The 17,344-nt window shown below is 37.7% G+C and carries 19 protein-coding genes; 14 read left to right on the forward strand and 5 right to left on the reverse strand.

Features of this window, described 5'->3' with window-relative positions; genetic code table 11:
• Nucleotides 1–176: 176 nt before the first annotated feature.
• From ACSBFT_RS06990 to ACSBFT_RS07010, 5 genes are all read left to right on the forward strand, one after another.
• Nucleotides 177–842: a Crp/Fnr family transcriptional regulator gene (locus ACSBFT_RS06990; RefSeq protein WP_489604048.1), complete on the forward strand. Its 666-nt coding sequence runs from the start codon at nt 177–179 to the stop codon at nt 840–842.
• A 239-nt stretch (nt 843–1,081) separates the two neighbouring features.
• On the forward strand, nt 1,082–1,798 hold the full coding sequence (locus tag ACSBFT_RS06995) for a pirin family protein (RefSeq protein WP_463047960.1): 717 nt from the start codon (nt 1,082–1,084) through the stop codon (nt 1,796–1,798).
• Between the two features lie 602 nt (nt 1,799–2,400).
• Nucleotides 2,401–3,588, forward strand: coding sequence for an enoyl-ACP reductase FabV (fabV, locus tag ACSBFT_RS07000; RefSeq protein ID WP_489604049.1), 1,188 nt, complete (start codon nt 2,401–2,403; stop codon nt 3,586–3,588).
• A gap of 51 nt (nt 3,589–3,639) precedes the next feature.
• The gene (locus tag ACSBFT_RS07005; protein ID WP_463047941.1) at nt 3,640–4,032 is read left to right on the forward strand and encodes a hypothetical protein; all 393 of its coding nucleotides are present in this window, start codon (nt 3,640–3,642) and stop codon (nt 4,030–4,032) included.
• A 43-nt stretch (nt 4,033–4,075) separates the two neighbouring features.
• Nucleotides 4,076–4,690, forward strand: coding sequence for a fumarylacetoacetate hydrolase family protein (locus ACSBFT_RS07010; RefSeq protein ID WP_489604050.1), 615 nt, complete (start codon nt 4,076–4,078; stop codon nt 4,688–4,690).
• 57 nt (nt 4,691–4,747) lie between these two features.
• Here ACSBFT_RS07010 and ACSBFT_RS07015 read toward each other — a convergent pair whose 3' ends face one another.
• Together ACSBFT_RS07015 and ACSBFT_RS07020 are read right to left on the reverse strand one after the other, a co-directional pair.
• A complete protein-coding gene (locus ACSBFT_RS07015) occupies nt 4,748–5,239 on the reverse strand; it encodes a DinB family protein (RefSeq protein ID WP_489604051.1) in 492 nt (163 codons plus the stop codon).
• A gap of 55 nt (nt 5,240–5,294) precedes the next feature.
• Nucleotides 5,295–6,047, reverse strand: a complete 753-nt coding sequence (locus tag ACSBFT_RS07020; protein WP_489604052.1) for a hypothetical protein — start codon at nt 6,045–6,047, stop codon at nt 5,295–5,297.
• Nucleotides 6,048–6,572: 525 nt separating this feature from the next.
• Here ACSBFT_RS07020 and ACSBFT_RS07025 point away from each other — a divergent pair.
• Both ACSBFT_RS07025 and ACSBFT_RS07030 read left to right on the forward strand, forming a co-directional pair.
• Nucleotides 6,573–7,073: a YqhG/Tai3 family protein gene (locus ACSBFT_RS07025; RefSeq protein ID WP_489604053.1), complete on the forward strand. Its 501-nt coding sequence runs from the start codon at nt 6,573–6,575 to the stop codon at nt 7,071–7,073.
• 306 nt (nt 7,074–7,379) lie between these two features.
• Nucleotides 7,380–7,772 (forward strand): VOC family protein, encoded by a 393-nt coding sequence (locus ACSBFT_RS07030; protein WP_463047935.1) that lies wholly within the window; start codon nt 7,380–7,382, stop codon nt 7,770–7,772.
• Between the two features lie 242 nt (nt 7,773–8,014).
• Here the strand turns inward: ACSBFT_RS07030 and ACSBFT_RS07035 are convergent, their stop codons facing one another.
• Nucleotides 8,015–10,105 (reverse strand): outer membrane protein assembly factor BamB family protein, encoded by a 2,091-nt coding sequence (locus ACSBFT_RS07035; RefSeq protein ID WP_489604054.1) that lies wholly within the window; start codon nt 10,103–10,105, stop codon nt 8,015–8,017.
• 189 nt (nt 10,106–10,294) lie between these two features.
• On the opposite strand from ACSBFT_RS07035, the gene ACSBFT_RS07040 reads away from it, so the two are divergent.
• From ACSBFT_RS07040 to ACSBFT_RS07065, 6 genes are all read left to right on the forward strand, one after another.
• Nucleotides 10,295–10,714, forward strand: a complete 420-nt coding sequence (locus ACSBFT_RS07040; protein ID WP_463047933.1) for a DUF6326 family protein — start codon at nt 10,295–10,297, stop codon at nt 10,712–10,714.
• Between the two features lie 387 nt (nt 10,715–11,101).
• Nucleotides 11,102–12,394 carry a sodium:proton antiporter NhaD gene (gene nhaD / locus ACSBFT_RS07045; protein ID WP_489604055.1) on the forward strand — a complete coding sequence of 431 codons (1,293 nt, stop codon included), beginning with the start codon at nt 11,102–11,104 and terminating at the stop codon, nt 12,392–12,394.
• A 189-nt stretch (nt 12,395–12,583) separates the two neighbouring features.
• Nucleotides 12,584–13,063: a YybH family protein gene (locus ACSBFT_RS07050; protein WP_489604056.1), complete on the forward strand. Its 480-nt coding sequence runs from the start codon at nt 12,584–12,586 to the stop codon at nt 13,061–13,063.
• Between the two features lie 231 nt (nt 13,064–13,294).
• Entirely contained in the window at nt 13,295–13,906 is a 612-nt protein-coding gene (locus ACSBFT_RS07055) for a DUF2306 domain-containing protein (RefSeq protein ID WP_489604057.1), read from the forward strand.
• Nucleotides 13,907–14,019: 113 nt separating this feature from the next.
• Nucleotides 14,020–14,796 (forward strand): hypothetical protein, encoded by a 777-nt coding sequence (locus ACSBFT_RS07060; RefSeq protein WP_489604058.1) that lies wholly within the window; start codon nt 14,020–14,022, stop codon nt 14,794–14,796.
• Nucleotides 14,797–15,073: 277 nt separating this feature from the next.
• Nucleotides 15,074–15,757, forward strand: a complete 684-nt coding sequence (locus ACSBFT_RS07065) for a DUF1003 domain-containing protein (RefSeq protein WP_463047928.1) — start codon at nt 15,074–15,076, stop codon at nt 15,755–15,757.
• Between the two features lie 62 nt (nt 15,758–15,819).
• Here the strand turns inward: ACSBFT_RS07065 and ACSBFT_RS07070 are convergent, their stop codons facing one another.
• A complete protein-coding gene (locus tag ACSBFT_RS07070) occupies nt 15,820–16,140 on the reverse strand; it encodes a winged helix-turn-helix transcriptional regulator (RefSeq protein ID WP_463047927.1) in 321 nt (106 codons plus the stop codon).
• A 125-nt stretch (nt 16,141–16,265) separates the two neighbouring features.
• Between ACSBFT_RS07070 and ACSBFT_RS07075 the strand changes: the two genes are divergently transcribed.
• Nucleotides 16,266–16,778: a VOC family protein gene (locus ACSBFT_RS07075; RefSeq protein ID WP_489604059.1), complete on the forward strand. Its 513-nt coding sequence runs from the start codon at nt 16,266–16,268 to the stop codon at nt 16,776–16,778.
• 202 nt (nt 16,779–16,980) lie between these two features.
• Here the strand turns inward: ACSBFT_RS07075 and ACSBFT_RS07080 are convergent, their stop codons facing one another.
• The gene (locus tag ACSBFT_RS07080) at nt 16,981–17,331 is read right to left on the reverse strand and encodes a 4Fe-4S dicluster domain-containing protein (protein WP_463047925.1); all 351 of its coding nucleotides are present in this window, start codon (nt 17,329–17,331) and stop codon (nt 16,981–16,983) included.
• Nucleotides 17,332–17,344: the final 13 nt, after the last annotated feature.

A 17,344-nucleotide genomic window follows, 5' to 3' on the forward strand; every position in this document is an offset into this window, starting at 1 on the left:
GGTTTTGCCTTCGATAAGCTTAGACTCTTAGTCCGTCGTTATCGACATTGTGCACTTTAGGGCATCAATAAAGATTCAATCTAACCACTTTTAAAGATAGCACATGGTACTAAATATCAGGATTAAGAAACAATGAATCTTTCAGAAACGAACAATTCTAAATCTTTGCAAAAAAAATGCTTCAAGAATTCCGACAAAATAATTTCCAGTTTATATACCCTAAAAAGCTATCTTTAGCCATCATAATTCTAAAATTTATTTATTTGCATAGCCATTTACTAAAATACCTCAACCAATGTGTTCCACTGCAGTCTGGAGACTATGAGGACATACTGAGCTATTTCGAAACGGTAAAGCATCCTAAAAAGACTATCCTGCTTCACAAGGGCGATGTCTGTAAATTTGAAGCCTTCATTATAGAAGGTTGTATAAAAACCTATTTTATTGACCAGAATGGTTTTGAAGTCATACTCACTTTTGCCACAGAAAATTGGTGGGTAAGTGATATCACCAGTTTCCAAGAACAAACGCCAACTAAAATGTTCATTGAAACCATAGAATCGGTGGAGCTTCTTATACTCACACCACAGGCTAAAGAAAGCCTGCTAACTAAATATCCTGCCTTAGAAAAGATGTTTAGGCTCATGGTGCAGCGTCACCTCTCCACTTACCAAGAAAGGCTTTTTGAGAACATTGCCCTTACTGCAGATGAACGTTACGACAACTTCCTTTTAAAATATCCAAGCCTGCCACAGCGTGTTCCTCAGCATCTCATAGCCTCTTATATTGGCATTTCAGCCGAATTCCTGAGCCGCTTAAGAAAAAGAAAGCTGAAAAAATAATTTTAGAGTTACTCGTTTTCTTGAACTAGGTCAATGCAAATGACCTACCCCCTGTTATAGATTTGTATTAGAAATTAATCAAACAACAATTCATGAATAGGAGCGAATTTATTAGAAAAGGAATTTTAGGTAGTACCGTGATAGCATCTGCAGGAAGTGTTCTTAAGGCCGATGCCGCAGTTACCCAAAACGCTGACACTTTAAGATTCAATCATATTCCGAATACAAAATCAACTATTATGGCTAATACAGTATTGCACAAAGCAGAAACAAGAGGCGTGGCAAATCACGGATGGTTAAACTCTCATCATACTTTTAGTTTTGCTAACTATCATAATCCAGAGAGAATGAAATTTGGCGTTTTAAGAGTACTTAATGATGACGTGGTGAGTGGTGGAATGGGCTTTGGAAGACACCCTCATGATAATATGGAAATCGTAAGTATTCCTTTAGAAGGAGACTTAGAACATCAGGATAGCATGGGAAACACCACCGTTATTAGAAAAGGAGATATCCAAGTAATGAGTGCTGGAACGGGTGTAACACATAGCGAATACAATAAAAATAAAGGTGAGGCCGTAAAATTTCTTCAGATATGGATTTTCCCTAACAAAAGAAACGTAACCCCGAGATACGACCAAATCACACTGAACACAGCCGATAGAAGAAATAACTTACAGCAGATTCTATCTCCAAACCCTGAAGACGAAGGTGTATGGGTTCATCAAAACGCTTGGTTTCATCTTGGGAAATTTGACGAGAATTTTGAAACTAGCTATAATTTAAAAGACAAAGCAAACGGTGTTTATGCTTTCGTATTAAAAGGTGATATTACCATTAACAATCAAGCTCTTAAAACAAGAGATGGTTTTGGAATATGGGATGTAGAAAAATTAGATATCAAAGCGACTAGTCAAGATGCAGAGGTGTTACTGATGGAAATACCGATGAGTTAATTCTGCTGGAATATCGGACGCCATCCAAGCGAATGACATCATAAGTATATGGAAAAGCGGATTTAGTGGTCATAGCAAGAGAGCAATTACGAAATCCATATTTCGCTATAAATGCTGCACAAGAACTAAATCTGGAGCACGAAATACCTTGGCATTATAGAAAGAGCTTTATAACCCGCTTTATGCATTAGGCAATTTCCCGATTTTATCGGGACCTTAGCTAAATTGCTTCCCATCGGCAAGCTCAGTATAACACAAATCAGTTCACGTCCGTCAGGCTCAGTGCAGGCGTAAACCTAATTAAAGGAAATCATCATAGCCCTGCTATGCCAATTTCCTTTAATTGTCTGATTTATTGAATTTTAACTATTCATAACGATTCCCCAACGCATAATCTGGGTTTAAGAATAAAGCTTGGGCAAAAGCCTATTTATAATAAGCATGAATAAGCTTTTAAATCGAGAAGCTTTATAGATACTTTTAGGTGGAATTAGCATATTTGTAGCCTGAAATAGAAGAACAAAATAATATTTCAGACCAATTAAATAAAATTCAGCCGTAGCGTTAATAAAATAACGTTGCAAAAAAATAAGAGACTCTGTATGATTATAGAACCAAGAATGAGAGGATTCATCTGTTTGACATCCCACCCAAAGGGCTGCGAGCAGGGGGTATTAAACCAAATAGCTTACGTTAAATCTAAGAAAGAGATAGAAGGACCTAAAAAAGTATTGGTCATAGGAGCTTCTACAGGTTTTGGTTTAGCTTCTAGAATAAGTAGTGCGTTTGGCTCTAAGGCTAGCACCATCGGTGTGTTTTTTGAAAAACCACCACAGGTAGGAAAAACAGCATCACCAGGCTGGTACAATAGTCTTGCCTTACATCAGGAAGCAGAAAAAGAAGGTCTTTACGCCAAAAGCGTAAATGGAGATGCATTTTCTAAAGAAGTAAAAGACAAAACCATTGAACTTATCAAAGCCGATTTAGGCAAAATTGACATGGTTATTTATAGTTTGGCTTCTCCTGTAAGAAAGCATCCAGATACAGAGGTGCTTCATCGCTCGGTGCTAAAGCCAATTGGAGGCACTTTCACCAATAAAACCGTGGATTTCCATACAGGAAATGTTACAGAAATAAGCATTGGCCCTGCAAGTGAGGAAGAAATAGAAAACACGGTAGCCGTAATGGGAGGCGAAGACTGGGAAATGTGGATAGATGCTTTAATGGCTGCAGACGCACTTTCAGAAAACGCACTAACCGTAGCTTATTCTTATGTTGGGCCAAGTTTAACAGAAGCCGTTTACAGAAAAGGAACCATTGGTAGAGCCAAAGACCATTTGGAAGAAACGGCTTTTAAAATCACCGAAAAACTAAGCTCTACTGGAGGTAAAGCCTACGTATCTGTCAACAAAGCTTTGGTGACACAGGCCAGCTCCGCCATCCCGGTAATACCACTTTATATTTCACTATTGTATAAAGTGATGAAGGAAAAAGGTATTCATGAGGGTTGTATAGAGCAAATTCACCGTCTTTATGAAGACAGACTTTTTGGTGAAGGAACTCTACAAACAGACGAAAAAGGCAGAATAAGAATAGACGACTGGGAAATGAGACCGGACGTACAGGAAGAAGTGGCGGCACTATGGTTAAAGGCCAATACCGAAACTTTACCTGCTTTGGGAGATTTGCCAGGCTATAAAGAAGGCTTTCTCAACCTCTTTGGCTTTGGTTATCCAGAAATCAACTATGAAGACGAGACGGAAGAAAATTTACAGATAGAGGGGATTTAATAAACTGATTTGGAATCACAATTTCTAATGAGGTTACATTTCAAAATGAAAATGAAAGCATTCGGATTTTTTATAATTTTATTGGCTATTTTTTCTTGTGATAAAGACTCAGGACTAAGTCAGCAAGAAGAAGCCCAGCAACTGCAAAATCAGTTTACAGCTATAAAAGCAATGGCAGAAAGCGTTACCTGTGAAAACAGCTTCACTTGGGCATTTACAGAATATGGAAACAAGGCCTGTGGTGGACCTCAAGGCTACATAGCCTACTCCAAAACCATAGACTTAACTCTTTTTCTTTCTATGGTAAAAGCACATCAAGAAGCCGAAAAAGCCTTTAACACTAAATGGAGTATCACAAGCGACTGTTCCATTAGTACACCACCAGAAGGTGTAAAGTGTGAGGGTGGCAAGGCCGTTTTGATTTACGATATAAACATAGATTAGACCGTCAAATTTTTTAGTTAACAACCCATTTCAAAAACAAAAAATGAAAATTTTAGCGATAGGCAAAAACTATGTAAACAGTGCTGAAGAAATCGATGCCAATAAAAATGGCCATCAGATTATATTTTCAAAACCTGAATCCAGTTTAGTAACACGCAACAAAGACGTATCGTATCCATCTTTCACAAAAGACCTGAGATATGAGGCAGAACTGGTTATTAAAATAGGTAAAACAGGTAAAGACATTAGTGAGTCCGAAGCCAACTCTTATATTTCGGAAATAGGAATAGGGATAGATTTTACGGCTAAAGACATCTTTGATGCATCTAGAGAAGGAAAGGGTCCTTGGGATTTAGGTAAAGGTTTTGACGGTGGTGCACCCTTATCTACTTTCAAGCCTATTGCAGAATTTACCGATTTAGGCAATATTAATTTCGATTTGAAAATCAACGGTAAAGAGCTTCAAACAGGTAACACCAGTTTGATGATTTACAACTTTGCGGAAATTATAGCCTTCGTTTCTAAGTTTATGACCCTCTATCCAGAAGACCTTATTTTTACAGGAACTCCAGCTACGGGTACAGGTCAAATACACAAAGGAGACCATTTGGTAGCCTCTATTGAAGGCCAACCGCTGCTAAACTTTAAGATGATATAATCACAAAAAAAGCGGTGCCAATGGGTACCGCTTTTTTATACCCCAAGGTTGAGTATATCAAAAATACCTTTCTTTTAAAATATTAAAATGGTGCTTTTGATGGCCGATAGTGGCTTTTAGAAAGCCTTCCACACTTAGTTCATATTTCCACACCTTACCCATAAGTGCTAGCTGTGAATCGGACAAAGAGGATATAAAACTTAAAGATGCCGCTCTTACATTTTTAAAATCGGTGCAAAGGCTCTCAAAACTCGATTCATCAAATCTACTATTATCCACCATCAGGTCTTGGTCATAGCCAGACAAAAGTGTGTTGTCTTTTCTGCTAAACCTCAAAATTCTATACATCATAATGCGTTCGTGGTCTGTTATATGACCCACTATCTGCTTGATGCTCCATTTTCCTTCTGCATACCTAAAAGAAGCATGTTTTTCACTTATGGTATCCAAAAAAGTAAAGATGTCATTTGAAGCAAAAGCCTCTTTAAAATGGCCTTCACCAGTAAGTTCTACATAATAAGGAAACCCATCATTTACGATATGCTTCATATAATCGAGTTTTATTATTTAAACAGTTCCATTAAACTCACGGTTTATGTTTACGCTAAACCAATTGAAAACGAGTAAAAAGAAATTTAGCACTCAGCGTTGCCATCACATTCATGGCCAAACCAATTAAAAAACCAGCCCCTACACCCATAGTAGGAATAAAATAAGCTATGGAAATAAGAAAAACAGAGAAACCAATAACACCTGTGTACATGCCTACCAAAGCTAGTCTTACCTGATACATGCCTTGCGTATAATGTGTAAAAACAGCTAAAGTAGCCGTCATGACAGGAAATGGCGTTAAAATACCACTCCAATTTGGCCCTAAAAGCTCTGCAAAATAAGTGATGGTGAGCACAAAAGCAGTTATCATGATCATGCGAAGGGGAATCTCAAAACGAATATCTTTAGGTTCTTTTTTTCCTATTCGCTTTACAACCGGAAAGTTCGTCAAAGACAATACACATAGACAGATCATCACTAAAAACCATCCTACTACTGAAATACTATTGGTATAATTTCTAAAAAGTGAACCTACCAACATATAAGACAACATACCAGAAAGCAGACTAAAAAAGGCAGAAAAACGCTGGCCCATCACGATATAAGTCATACAGAAACTTAACCAACCTATAAGTCCAACATAAACGCCTGGAATGGCTTTCATCATAAAGACCTCGCCTTGTTCCATGCCTATAAAATAAAGAATGGCACCTCCGACCCATGGCATACCCGCAATAACACCACCTATCACATTTCCCCATTTTCTAGCTGCCAATGTTACACTGGCAATTATCAGGGGCATCATTATTATCTTAAGCCAAAATGAATCCATGCCACAAAGATGAAAGTAATGATCTGATTTACAGAATTTATGGTTTTAAAAAAGTAATTCCATTAATGATATTATACTAAATCTTAGAACATCATTATTTAAACCCGGTATATGCATTGGAGAATCGTAATGAGTTTTTAAGTGGAATAAATCAGGCATTTAAAGGAGATTAGCATAGCGGTCTACCCTAAGCTTGTCGAAGGGTTCTGATGACTAAATTTAAGTGCGTTTACGAACTGATTTGAAGCAATTTAGCTACGGTCCCGATAAAATTGGGAGATTTTCTAATGCATAAAGCGGGTTAAAGGAATTTACAGGAAAAATAGTCGCCGCTAAGAAGGCTAGAGTCCAATAATGAATTTCATTTCAGTAGACATAAAATCTTTAAGGTTAAAATATGCGAACTTCTAAAATGAAAACATAGAATTAAGCTTAAATTTGACTCGGAAAACCCTAAGCATTATAAGGCAAAGACTGCCATATACTAAAAAACCTATTTTGAAACCTATCATCATCGTACTTGCATTCATTTTGTTCTCTTGTGACAACACGTCGTCTAAAAAAGCCACTGTGGTCAGGGAAGAAACAGCACCTATTTTTCAGGAAGAAGCTCCCGTTCCGGACGATAAAATAGCCCTTAATTTCATCAATAATTACGTCAAATTCTGTAACGAAAACTCAGAGACCAGTCTGGTGGATTGGGTAGAACGCCAATCTAACGTTACGGAAAACTTCAAAACTGAGGTGAAAAAACTTATGGAAGAAGTGGACCCAGAGTTTGGTTTAGGCTTCGACCCTATTTTTGATGGGCAAGATTACCCAGATGCTGGATTTGAGTTAGAGAAAATCGAGCCTGATGCTGCCTTTATTACCGTTAAAGGAAAGGACTCTTCAGAAGATTTCAAGCTAAAAATAAAACTGGTACAGAAAGATGAAAAATGGCTGGTAGATGGCTCAGGTGTTATAAATATTGCCGGAGAAGACAGAATAAAGCGATAAGACCACCGATAAACAGAGATTGTATCCAAGTCGTAAACTTTCCTGTTAATAACCAGCCATCTATCAACAAAATAGGATTGGTTTATGGGTGTCACGCACACCGCATATTTGGTATGTGACAACCCAAAATTTAACTTGGAAAACAAATAAGAAGATACCAGATACAATTGAATCGATGAACATACAGTTAGCCCAAACTTAATATTATAAGTTTCAAAAAAAGCATAGATTCGTCTTTGCTTTTTGCATTTAAAACGGGTGTGTTTGGGATGAATTAATTACCTTGGATTATAACATCTTCAAAATATGAAATACGCTTATACCATTCTTTATGTAGAAAATGTGGCAGCCACCATAAGCTTCTATGAAAATGCCTTTGGCTTTAGTCAGAAATTCATTTCTCCCGAAAAAGACTACGCCGAACTAATATCCGGTGAAACCACGATTGCCTTTGCCTCCTTGGTCTTAGGAGCTGCTAATTTCAAATTTGGATTTGAAAGAATATCAGACGCCGCCAAGCCTTTTGGTGTAGAAATGGTGTTCAGCACAGAAAACATTGAGACCGATTTTCAAAAGGCCATAGACGAAGGTGCGAAATTGTTTGAGCCTATCGAAACAAAACCGTGGGGACAAAAAGTGGGGTACCTCAGAGATAATAATGGTTTCTTGATAGAAATTTGCACACCCATGAAAGGCTAAAACGTCCCAAACAGCTCTGAGCCAAGATTTGATAATAATTCCTTAATGTTTTGTTGCATATGTAAGCCGGATAGCCTGTTAATTTTGCAATCTAGTCATAAGAAATCAGAAAGTAAAAATAGCCACTACCACCAGTATTTGAGGGTTGTTTACAGACCATCAAGAAACATTAATGAACTTTCAAAGTTTAGAAATTTAAGAAGACACTACATCCACACAAAAGCTCCTAAAAAAGAACATCATCAGGGTAAGGCAAAAGCCACATAAAAGTCTCCTGATTTTGTTTTTAGCTTGCCACCACCACAAGCTATCACCACATATTGTTTACCATTTACCGCATAAACACTAGGAGAGGAATAGCCCGCTGCTGGTAATTTAGCTTGCCAAAGCAGCTCGCCCGTTCGTCTGTCAAAAGCACGAAACATTTCATCTTTGGTGGCTGCAATAAAAATGAGATTTCCAGCCGTAACGGCAGGACCACCGTAATTATCTGTTCCCGTGAGCGGTATTCCTCTGGCGGTTAACTCTGGATATTCTCCTAATGGCACTTGCCATAAATGCTCTCCAGAATGCATATTAATAGCGGTCAGCGTACCCCATGGCGGATTACTCACAGGGTAGCCATGACTATCATACCATCTATTATAACCCGTACCTACATATTCTGTTTTGGTATCCTCAGAATCACTTTTCACCGTTTCGTTTTGACCGTTCAGATAGTTCAAAATAGCTTTTCTTTCGGTATCAGAAATCTGAGAAAAAGAAGGCATTCGTCCACGTCCTTTTTTAAGAATTTGATAAAACTTATCGGTTTTCATCCGCTTCGTAATATTCAAAATACCCGGAATCGTTCCGTCCTCATTTCCTTCGGAGTTTTCACCATGGCATGTTTGGCATTTTTGGGTATAAAGCATTTTCCCTGTACTTTGTCCAGCTTGTTTGGTTACCGGTCTCAAACTGCTATAAACAGGATTCTGCTTGGCAGGAATGTACATCACTGCGTTTTCATCCACGGCAGCTCCACCCCACTGGGCACCGCCATCTGTTCCTGGGTAAAATATGGTTTTCTTAAAACCTAATGGAATAAAAGGCTGACCAGAATTGGCATTCCGCAGGGTATCTCTTATTTCTTCCTTATTTTCTGCCAAATAACTGATGTCCTTCTCTGTAAAACTTTGGCGTGTAAATGGTGCAGGGATAAGCGGAATAGGCTGCGTAGCAGCAGCTTGTTCTCCTGGAATAATAGAATTAGGAAACGCCCTTTCTTCTATAGGAAAAATTGATTTTCCTGTTTCCCTGTCGAAAACAAAAACAAAACCCTGCTTACTTAATACCGAAACTACATCTATCTTTTTCCCGTCTTTATTTATCGTAAAAAGGTTTGGCGGAGCAGGAATATCTCTATCCCAAATATCATGATGAACGGTCTGGAAATGCCAGAGTCTCTTTCCTGTTTTAGCATCTAAGGCAATTAAACAGTTGGCAAAAAGGTTATCTCCCTTTCTGTTTCCACCATAAAAATCGAATGCCGCTGAACCTGTAGGAGCAAAAACAATTCCCCGTTTTGCATCAATCGCCATGCCCATCCAGTTATTTGCTCCTCCCAAGTTTTGGTAGTTGTCTTTTTCCCAGGTCTCATAACCGTACTCTCCTGGCTTAGGAATGGTATGGAACGTCCAGATTAGTTTGCCAGAAATGGCATCAAATGCTCGAATATCTCCTAAAAGTGCTGTAGCAGATTCCGCCAAACGACTGCCCACAATAAGCATGTTCTTATAAACCGCCACTGGCGTATTTACGGATAAATATTCATCGGCACCCGGCCTTCTAACACCATCCACCAGATAGATTTTCCCTTTTTTCCCGAATGATGTAATGGGCTGACCATTTTTAGCATTCAGGCCATATAAATAAGCTCCATAACCAAAGAAAATACGACTTTCCTTACCGTCTGTCCAATAAGTTAAACCACGGCTAGTCATATTAAATGTTTCAATTTGGATGTTGGTTTTCCAAATTTCTTGGCCTGTTTTTGCGTCTATCGCAAAGGCCTGAGAACCTGCAGAAACACCATAAAGCACCCCATCAATAATAATGGGGTTACATTGCATTTGGGTTTTATTGGTAGCAACATCCGCACCACCGGAAGCATATCGCCAAGCTTCCTTAAGCGTTTTAACGTTTTCGGTGTTTATTTGATGCTGACTTGAAAAATGATTTCTGTCATCTCCTCCATTATAACTTAACCAATCGGAATCTGAAGTAGGCCTTATGCCTGAAAAGAACAAAACAAGAACAGAGAGGATAAAGAATAGAGACTTTTTAGTATTCAAATCTTTGGGTTTAAGTAGTCTAAAAATAGCAATAATCCCACATAAATAGTTAGTGTTCTAGACGTAAAGTAAATATTGTCTTCATCCTTGTATACCCCTAAAGTTCAATATCTTGAAATCAGGTAAAAGCAACCTCATCTCACAGCACCGCATCTAGCCTAGAACATAACCCAACCCAAGCCCACCACCATGTTAGAAAATCAAAAGGTCAATATCAAAATCAAACTCGCCGCTCTTTGGACATCACTGATGTTCTGTTACGTATACGGCGACTATTTCGAATTCTATACACCAGGAAAAATGGATAGTCTCATAAGTGGAGACCATATGTTAGACAGCCCTACTAAACTATTCGCGGCCTCCATAGTGTTAGCCATACCCGCCTGTATGATAGCCCTTTCCATAATTTTAAAACCCAGTATTAGTAAATGGATGAACATTGTTTTTGGTGTGTTATATACCGCAATGATGCTTCTCATAGCCTTTAATAGTTTTACACCATGGCAGGCATTTTATGCTTTTTACGCCATAGTGGAAAGCATAATTACATTGATTATTGTTTATTTGGCTTGGCATTGGCCTAAGCAGCGTACAGATTATCAAGAATAGAATTAAATGCCTTCTATAAAGCCCAGTATCGAGAGGAAAAGACAGCATTTATAAATTTTTATTCTTACAGATATAAGCTAAAAATGAAAACCCATTCAAGCCCATTCTGGTCTAAAAATGGTTGTATAATTATGTCTCATAATACGCAAGAAAAACATGCCAATCTCTCCAGAATAATCCGTAAACACAAAACGTAATACCCGCTTAAGCCATCTATACTAAAACACTAAGTACTAGATTTTAGCAGTGCTTATGTTTGTCGAAAAAAAAACTTTGGAAAAGATATTTTTCCAACTACATTTATTCCTTAGTAAGAGGGATAAGCGAATGTCCATTTGCTTTAGAATGGCATCACTCCATACTTCGATGCTCCTAAATAATTAATCAATGTATATTTTACTCCTCCTAGCCTTTGTCATTGGCTACTTTTTCATCGCACTTGAACATCCTCTCCGTATTGACAAGGCGGCATCTGCCGTTCTTACAGGGGTCGTTTGTTGGGCAATTCTGGTATTAGGTCAAGAACAAATTTTTCAGACCAGCCTAAGCGAGAACTTCTTTGAAGAAAATATCATCCACCATCTCGGAGAAATAGCTCAAATCCTATTTTTTTTATTGGCCGCAATGACCATTGTTGAGTTAATTGACACCCACAACGGCTTTGAGGTGATTACCTCCAAAATAAAAACGACCAACAGGGTTAAATTACTTTGGATATTGAGCATCGTTACATTCATTCTTTCTTCTGTTTTGGACAATCTGACTACATCCATAGTACTGGCAACCTTGCTAAAAAAACTAGTTAAGAAAAAAGAAGACTTATGGTTTTTTGGAGGTATAGTGGTTATCGCTGCCAATGCAGGTGGTGCTTGGTCGCCTATTGGAGATGTTACCACCATTATGCTGTGGATAGGTGGACAAATTACAGCTGCCAATATTATTTCCAGTATTATTTTGCCGAGTATTATATGTTTAGCTGTTCCATTGATTATCCTTTCTTTTATCAAAAGTGGCAATGTGTCGCAGCCAAGCAAAACGGAAACAAACGAGCATGCAGTGCTTACCAATAAATTTGAATCCAATTTGGTACTATGGTTGGGCATAGCAGGTTTACTTTTTGTGCCTATTTTCAAAAACTTCACGCATTTACCTCCATTTATGGGCATGCTTTTTAGTTTGGGCGTGCTTTGGGTGGTAACGGAGTTTATGCATAAAAACAAAGCTGACAAACACCGTCAAGCCCTAACGGTGTCAGGTATCATCCGACAAGTAGACACCACCAGTATCCTTTTTTTCCTAGGAATTCTTTTGGCCGTGGCTGCTTTGCAGACCGCTGGGCATTTAAGTGATTTCGCTACTATCCTTGACCAAAATTTTGGTGATATTTATGTCATCAATGTGGTTATAGGATTAGTTTCATCTATAGTGGATAATGTGCCTTTGGTGGCAGGAGCCATGGGAATGTACCCTTTAAGCACATATCCTCCAGACCATTTATTCTGGGAGCTACTGGCCTACTGTGCCGGAACCGGCGGCAGTGTGTTAATCATAGGTTCTGCTTCTGGGGTGGCCATTATGGGAATTCTTAAAATCGATTTCATTTGGTATCTGAAAAGAATAAGTTGGTTGGCTTTAGTGGGTTATTTTGCGGGAGTACTTGTTCATTATTTTTTAAATTAAATTCTCATATATAAATTCCATCCTTAGGGTTTTCTGTGGAAACATTAAGAAGAAAGCAAGTCGGTGTTTGATTGAACGATTGAGACTTATTATGCTATTAAAACTATAAAAAAATGTTAGATTAGATTATAAAATCCTTGGATAGACTTAAAGGATATCAGCATATTAGAAACATTAATATCAACAATCATGACACTTTTTAAAGCCATAAATCTATTTCTTCTGACCTTACTCTTTTCTTTCACTATCGGATGCCAGCCAAAAGAAAATCCTAAAACATCATCGGCTGAAATTAAAAATAAAATCAAAACACAGGTTGACAGCCTCTATCAAGTCTATGAAAGATTTGATTATGATTGGATGGATTTTTATCAGGATGAGTTTACAGCCATTTATCCAGACGCTCCCATTGAATTGATAAAAAAGGACGCCTTTAAAGCACAATGGAAAGAGATCTATGCGAAATACAATATTCAGCTGATTGACCGGGGCGAGCCCACAATTATAGAAACTGACGATATGGCCATTTCTTATAATAGCTTCAATGAAATTTTCATTAATAAGGAAACCAAGGACACTGTTAAAAATCTTGGGACGTACATCATTGTCTGGAAAAGACAAGCTGACGATTCTTGGAAAATAGCATTCGAAACCTTACATAATATTTAAAACTTTATCTCTTGTTTACTTCTTTTGCAAGAAGTATTTTCCTGTATTGACGCTAATATCAGCAGGACTTATTTCTTTTATTTCGCATGATTCAGGGTGCTGGCATCAGGAAAATAAATACGCATTACCCCAGCTATTGCCTTGAAAATAGTGCGTTTATTAAACCGGAATTAATGCATATTTTTATGAGTAAATGAAGTGACAGCTAAGCAATAATTATAACCCGTTTAAATGAAAAGCCTGCTCAAAAAACTTACTTGGTACCTTTTTGTTTTATTATGTATCCTTATTGGACTTTATCCCTTAATCTACTTTTTTATTGATAGACGTTTTGGTTTGTTAGGTTCTAAGTCTCCAGAACTGTTAGCTGCCACTTTATGGAACGCGGCTTTTTATGTGCACATCCTTTTAGGCGGTTTAGCACTTCTCATTGGCTGGAGTCAGTTTAGTTTGAAGCTCAGAACACGGCACTTAATATGGCATAGAAGAATAGGGACCGTCTATATGCTTGCTGTCTTAATAAGTGGGTTCTGTGGCATTTATATAGGATTTCACGCAACCGGTGGACTTATAAGTCAAACGGGCTTTATCGGTTTAGGTCTAGTGTGGCTGAGCACCACAGCTATGGGGTTTAAAGCCATCAAAAACGGTAATGTGCTACAGCATCAAAACTTCATGATATACAGCTATGCCACCTGTTTTGCGGCTGTTACCCTAAGAATATGGCTACCCTTGCTCACCATTGCCTTGGGAGACTTCCTTCCGGCTTATCGTATCGTCGCTTGGTTGTGTTGGGTGCCTAATTTAATTGTCGCCTATTTCATAGTTAAGCTTAAAAACTAACACATTAATATTTACCTAAAGGCATCTACGGATAAAAGCCCTAAAAACCTCTTAGATTTAGTTCAAACTTTATATTGGAAACAGGTAACCGTATTATTAAAAAATAAAATCTTATGAAACTTGGATTAATCTTGACAGCATTTCTTTTTATTTCCAAATTTGGATATGGCCAGCATAATACTAAATCAACCCATGATAAGTATTTTAAAATTTCCAAAGGTTCGGCAGTAACTAATGCCTACAGAACCACTATATCATCTGATATAGACAGTACCTGGAATAAGTGGAGTGAGAAAGGATACTATTTCGGATTTGACCCCAAACTTACTCCAATGTATACCACTGTCGACGGTATTTTAAGTACACCATATATGATACAGGTGAGAGGTAATAGCATAGAAAAAAACAAAAAACGTTGGGGATTTCATGTTTTTGAAGGCTATGCCAGTGACGATAAATCGAGAATTACAATGCTGGTAAACAAACATTTTGAAGAAGGAAGACCTGTGGCTGAGATGTATTATTACAGCCCATTATGGGGACATTCAGATGCTACCTATAATTGGTTTCGCATTGGTTCTGACGTAAGACAACATTCTTTTCTTTTCGGAAGAGATAAGGCTATCTTTTACGGCTCTTTACAATTAACAAATACCTTATCCTTAGGGAAAATTGGCGTAGATAACATTAGAAAAGAACAACCAGAGGGTGATGACGAAACAAATTATAGCGAGAGTGCTAAGAATGTCAACTACAAATCACTAAAAAACAGTGATGATGGTACTATTTTCTATGATAAGGATAATCACATCGTCGTTATTAAGGTTGATGGAGAGTGGATGAAATTAAAGGTTGAATCCTTACCAAAAAATATCAATTACGATTTTTAGGAAAATGAAAATTGGTCAGAATTCCTTATTACGATTATGAAACCTGTTTACCAAAAGCCATGAAGACCTTAATTTAAGTATGCCCCGAACTCCCACTATCTAGCCCCTTAATCGCTAAATTATGCTGACATATTAAAATCAATTCGAGCTCAAAAAGACCTCGAACAGCAGTATCTTCCACAAATTAAACTAGCTTTAAAATGAAATGTTTGTATATAATGGCATGTATTTAACTTAAATAACGCTAGGATGACCTACATTTTAAAACAATAATGAGATGAATAAGGACAAAAGTGCCATTTCGGGAAAGAGCCTGCTAGAAAACCAAAGGGTGAATTTGAATTCGCTGAGACACAGTATCAGTCAACTGATTTACCAAGACTATCCAGAAATAGCCAAAGACGGCTGCATTTCTAAAGAGGAATTAAACTACTACAGAGAGAAATACCTGGTCCAAATCTTGGGTAAAAACCTGGAAGAAATAACAGAGCAAGAAAAAATAGTGATTCAGTCAATCACTAATCACACAAGGTTGACAGATAGCTCAAGCTTGGTGTTAAGTCAGCCTACTTTGGGTCAGCGAATTGCAGATAAGGTGGCAACTTTTGGCGGGAGCTGGACTTTTATCATAGCCTTCGGCTTCTTTATTCTGGTCTGGATTTGTGTGAACATCTACTGGCTAGCCAACAAGGGCTTTGACCCCTACCCTTTTATTCTTTTGAATCTCATTTTATCATGTCTAGCATCGATGCAAGCTCCGGTAATTATGATGAGCCAAAATAGAAAGGACGAGAAAGATAGAATTGAAGCAGAAAAAGACTATTTGATAAACCTAAAATCTGAATTAGAGATTAGGACCTTGCACGAGAAAATTGACCATTTGATGCTACATCAGCAGCAAGAGCTACTAGAGATGCAGAAGATTCAAGTAGAAATGTTAAACGATATTTTAAACAAGTGAGTCTTCGATATGATCAAAAGCATCAAATCTTAATCCTAAAATAATCATCCCATTTATATATATCACTTACATTCATTCCGCTCATCTTTGGCACCCCAGCTATCTAAACTTCTTAAAATGTTCTCAAGAGATTTCCCTCTCTCACTCAGCTCGTATTCTACTCTGGGAGGAACCACGGGAAAAACTTTTCTGATGACCAGGCCATCTTTCTCTAATTCCCGTAGCGTTTGCGTAAACATTTTATTAGAAACCCCTTTAATTTTCTTTTGTAAAATTCCAGAGCGTAAGGCACCGTCCAAAAGATGAAATAAAACCAAAGGCTTCCATTTTGTTCCAATTAAGGTCATGGTATAGTGAAGCGGACAGGAATTATCTTCTTTCATATTTTATTCTTAACTATCTATTAATAAGCTATTAACTCTTTTAGTATACTATAACACTTTTAGGTAAGTTATTGCGATTGGTGACAATATAGCCTTATTTTGTATTTCAAATAAAAATATATCTTATGAATTCAAATAAAAATTATCCAAAATCATTTTCACATATTGGAATTACGGTTCCTAATATTTCGGATGCCGTAAAATTCTACTCCGAGGTAATGGGTTGGTATGTTATTATGGAACCTGCCGTAGTAAAGAAAGAGAGCGATACCGCTATTGGAATAATGTGTATTGACGTTTTTGGTGATGATTGGGAGGAGTTTGAAATTGCACATCTGGCCACCTCAGACGGCATTGGAATAGAACTATTCTCTTTCCCTCATGGCGTGAAAGAAGCCCCCGAATTTAGCCCTTTTAATACTGGCCTATTTCACTTTAGTGTTCAAGACCCAAATATTGAGGAGTTAACTAAAAAGATAGTGGCATATGGAGGAAAGCAAAGAATGCCTATCCGAGAATATTATCCCAATGACAAACCTTATAAAATGGTTTACGTCCAGGACCCTTTCGGTATTGTTTTCGAAATCTATACGCATAGTTATGAACTGACCTATTCTTCTGGTGCCTACGCAAAATAAAACGCAGCAGGCTATTCCTATGGAGTGCTTAAGTCAAGACCATTTTATCCCATACCATGCATTAGAAAACACATGATTTATTAAGCTCTCAAGGCTAAAACCGTTTTCGGTCAATCTGTTAATATTCAAAGCTTAAAAACAAAAAAAAATCCAGCTGACAAATGTCAACTGGATTTTTAATTCAACCTATTAGGTCTATTTTTTAAGCTTCTGCATGTAACCATGCTTTTTTAGCATAAAGTGTTTCTTCGTCTTCCACCCTATCTGGATCTGGAACACAGCAGTCTACTGGGCAAACCGCAGCACACTGAGGCTCCTCATGGAAACCCATACATTCTGTACACTTATCAGAAACTATATAATAAAACTCGTCAGAAACGGGTTCTTGATCGTCTTTTGCATCGATAATGGTGCCATCACCAAAATCTACTTCTTCTAATGCCGTTCCTCCAGCCCAAGTCCATTCAACACCACCCTCGTAAATAGCGGTATTTGGACATTCCGGCTCACATGCTCCACAGTTAATACATTCGTCTGTTATAATAATCGCCATAGCAAATTGCAGT

The sequence above is a fragment of the Arcticibacterium sp. SM2516 genome (genome assembly GCF_057914865.1).

Bases quoted from the DNA above. Each gene is read 5' to 3' on its own strand.
- ACSBFT_RS06990 (WP_489604048.1), top strand. From the start codon at position 177: ATGCTTCAAGAATTCCGACAAAATAATTTCCAGTTTATATACCCTAAA.
- ACSBFT_RS06995 (WP_463047960.1), top strand. From the start codon at position 1,082: ATGGCTAATACAGTATTGCACAAAGCAGAAACAAGAGGCGTGGCAAAT.
- fabV (WP_489604049.1), top strand. From the start codon at position 2,401: ATGATTATAGAACCAAGAATGAGAGGATTCATCTGTTTGACATCCCAC.
- ACSBFT_RS07005 (WP_463047941.1), top strand. From the start codon at position 3,640: ATGAAAGCATTCGGATTTTTTATAATTTTATTGGCTATTTTTTCTTGT.
- ACSBFT_RS07010 (WP_489604050.1), top strand. From the start codon at position 4,076: ATGAAAATTTTAGCGATAGGCAAAAACTATGTAAACAGTGCTGAAGAA.
- ACSBFT_RS07015 (WP_489604051.1), bottom strand. From the start codon at position 5,239: ATGAAGCATATCGTAAATGATGGGTTTCCTTATTATGTAGAACTTACT.
- ACSBFT_RS07020 (WP_489604052.1), bottom strand. From the start codon at position 6,047: ATGATGCCCCTGATAATTGCCAGTGTAACATTGGCAGCTAGAAAATGG.
- ACSBFT_RS07030 (WP_463047935.1), top strand. From the start codon at position 7,380: ATGAAATACGCTTATACCATTCTTTATGTAGAAAATGTGGCAGCCACC.
- ACSBFT_RS07040 (WP_463047933.1), top strand. From the start codon at position 10,295: ATGTTAGAAAATCAAAAGGTCAATATCAAAATCAAACTCGCCGCTCTT.
- nhaD (WP_489604055.1), top strand. From the start codon at position 11,102: ATGTATATTTTACTCCTCCTAGCCTTTGTCATTGGCTACTTTTTCATC.
- ACSBFT_RS07050 (WP_489604056.1), top strand. From the start codon at position 12,584: ATGACACTTTTTAAAGCCATAAATCTATTTCTTCTGACCTTACTCTTT.
- ACSBFT_RS07055 (WP_489604057.1), top strand. From the start codon at position 13,295: ATGAAAAGCCTGCTCAAAAAACTTACTTGGTACCTTTTTGTTTTATTA.
- ACSBFT_RS07060 (WP_489604058.1), top strand. From the start codon at position 14,020: ATGAAACTTGGATTAATCTTGACAGCATTTCTTTTTATTTCCAAATTT.
- ACSBFT_RS07065 (WP_463047928.1), top strand. From the start codon at position 15,074: ATGAATAAGGACAAAAGTGCCATTTCGGGAAAGAGCCTGCTAGAAAAC.
- ACSBFT_RS07070 (WP_463047927.1), bottom strand. From the start codon at position 16,140: ATGAAAGAAGATAATTCCTGTCCGCTTCACTATACCATGACCTTAATT.
- ACSBFT_RS07075 (WP_489604059.1), top strand. From the start codon at position 16,266: ATGAATTCAAATAAAAATTATCCAAAATCATTTTCACATATTGGAATT.
- ACSBFT_RS07080 (WP_463047925.1), bottom strand. From the start codon at position 17,331: ATGGCGATTATTATAACAGACGAATGTATTAACTGTGGAGCATGTGAG.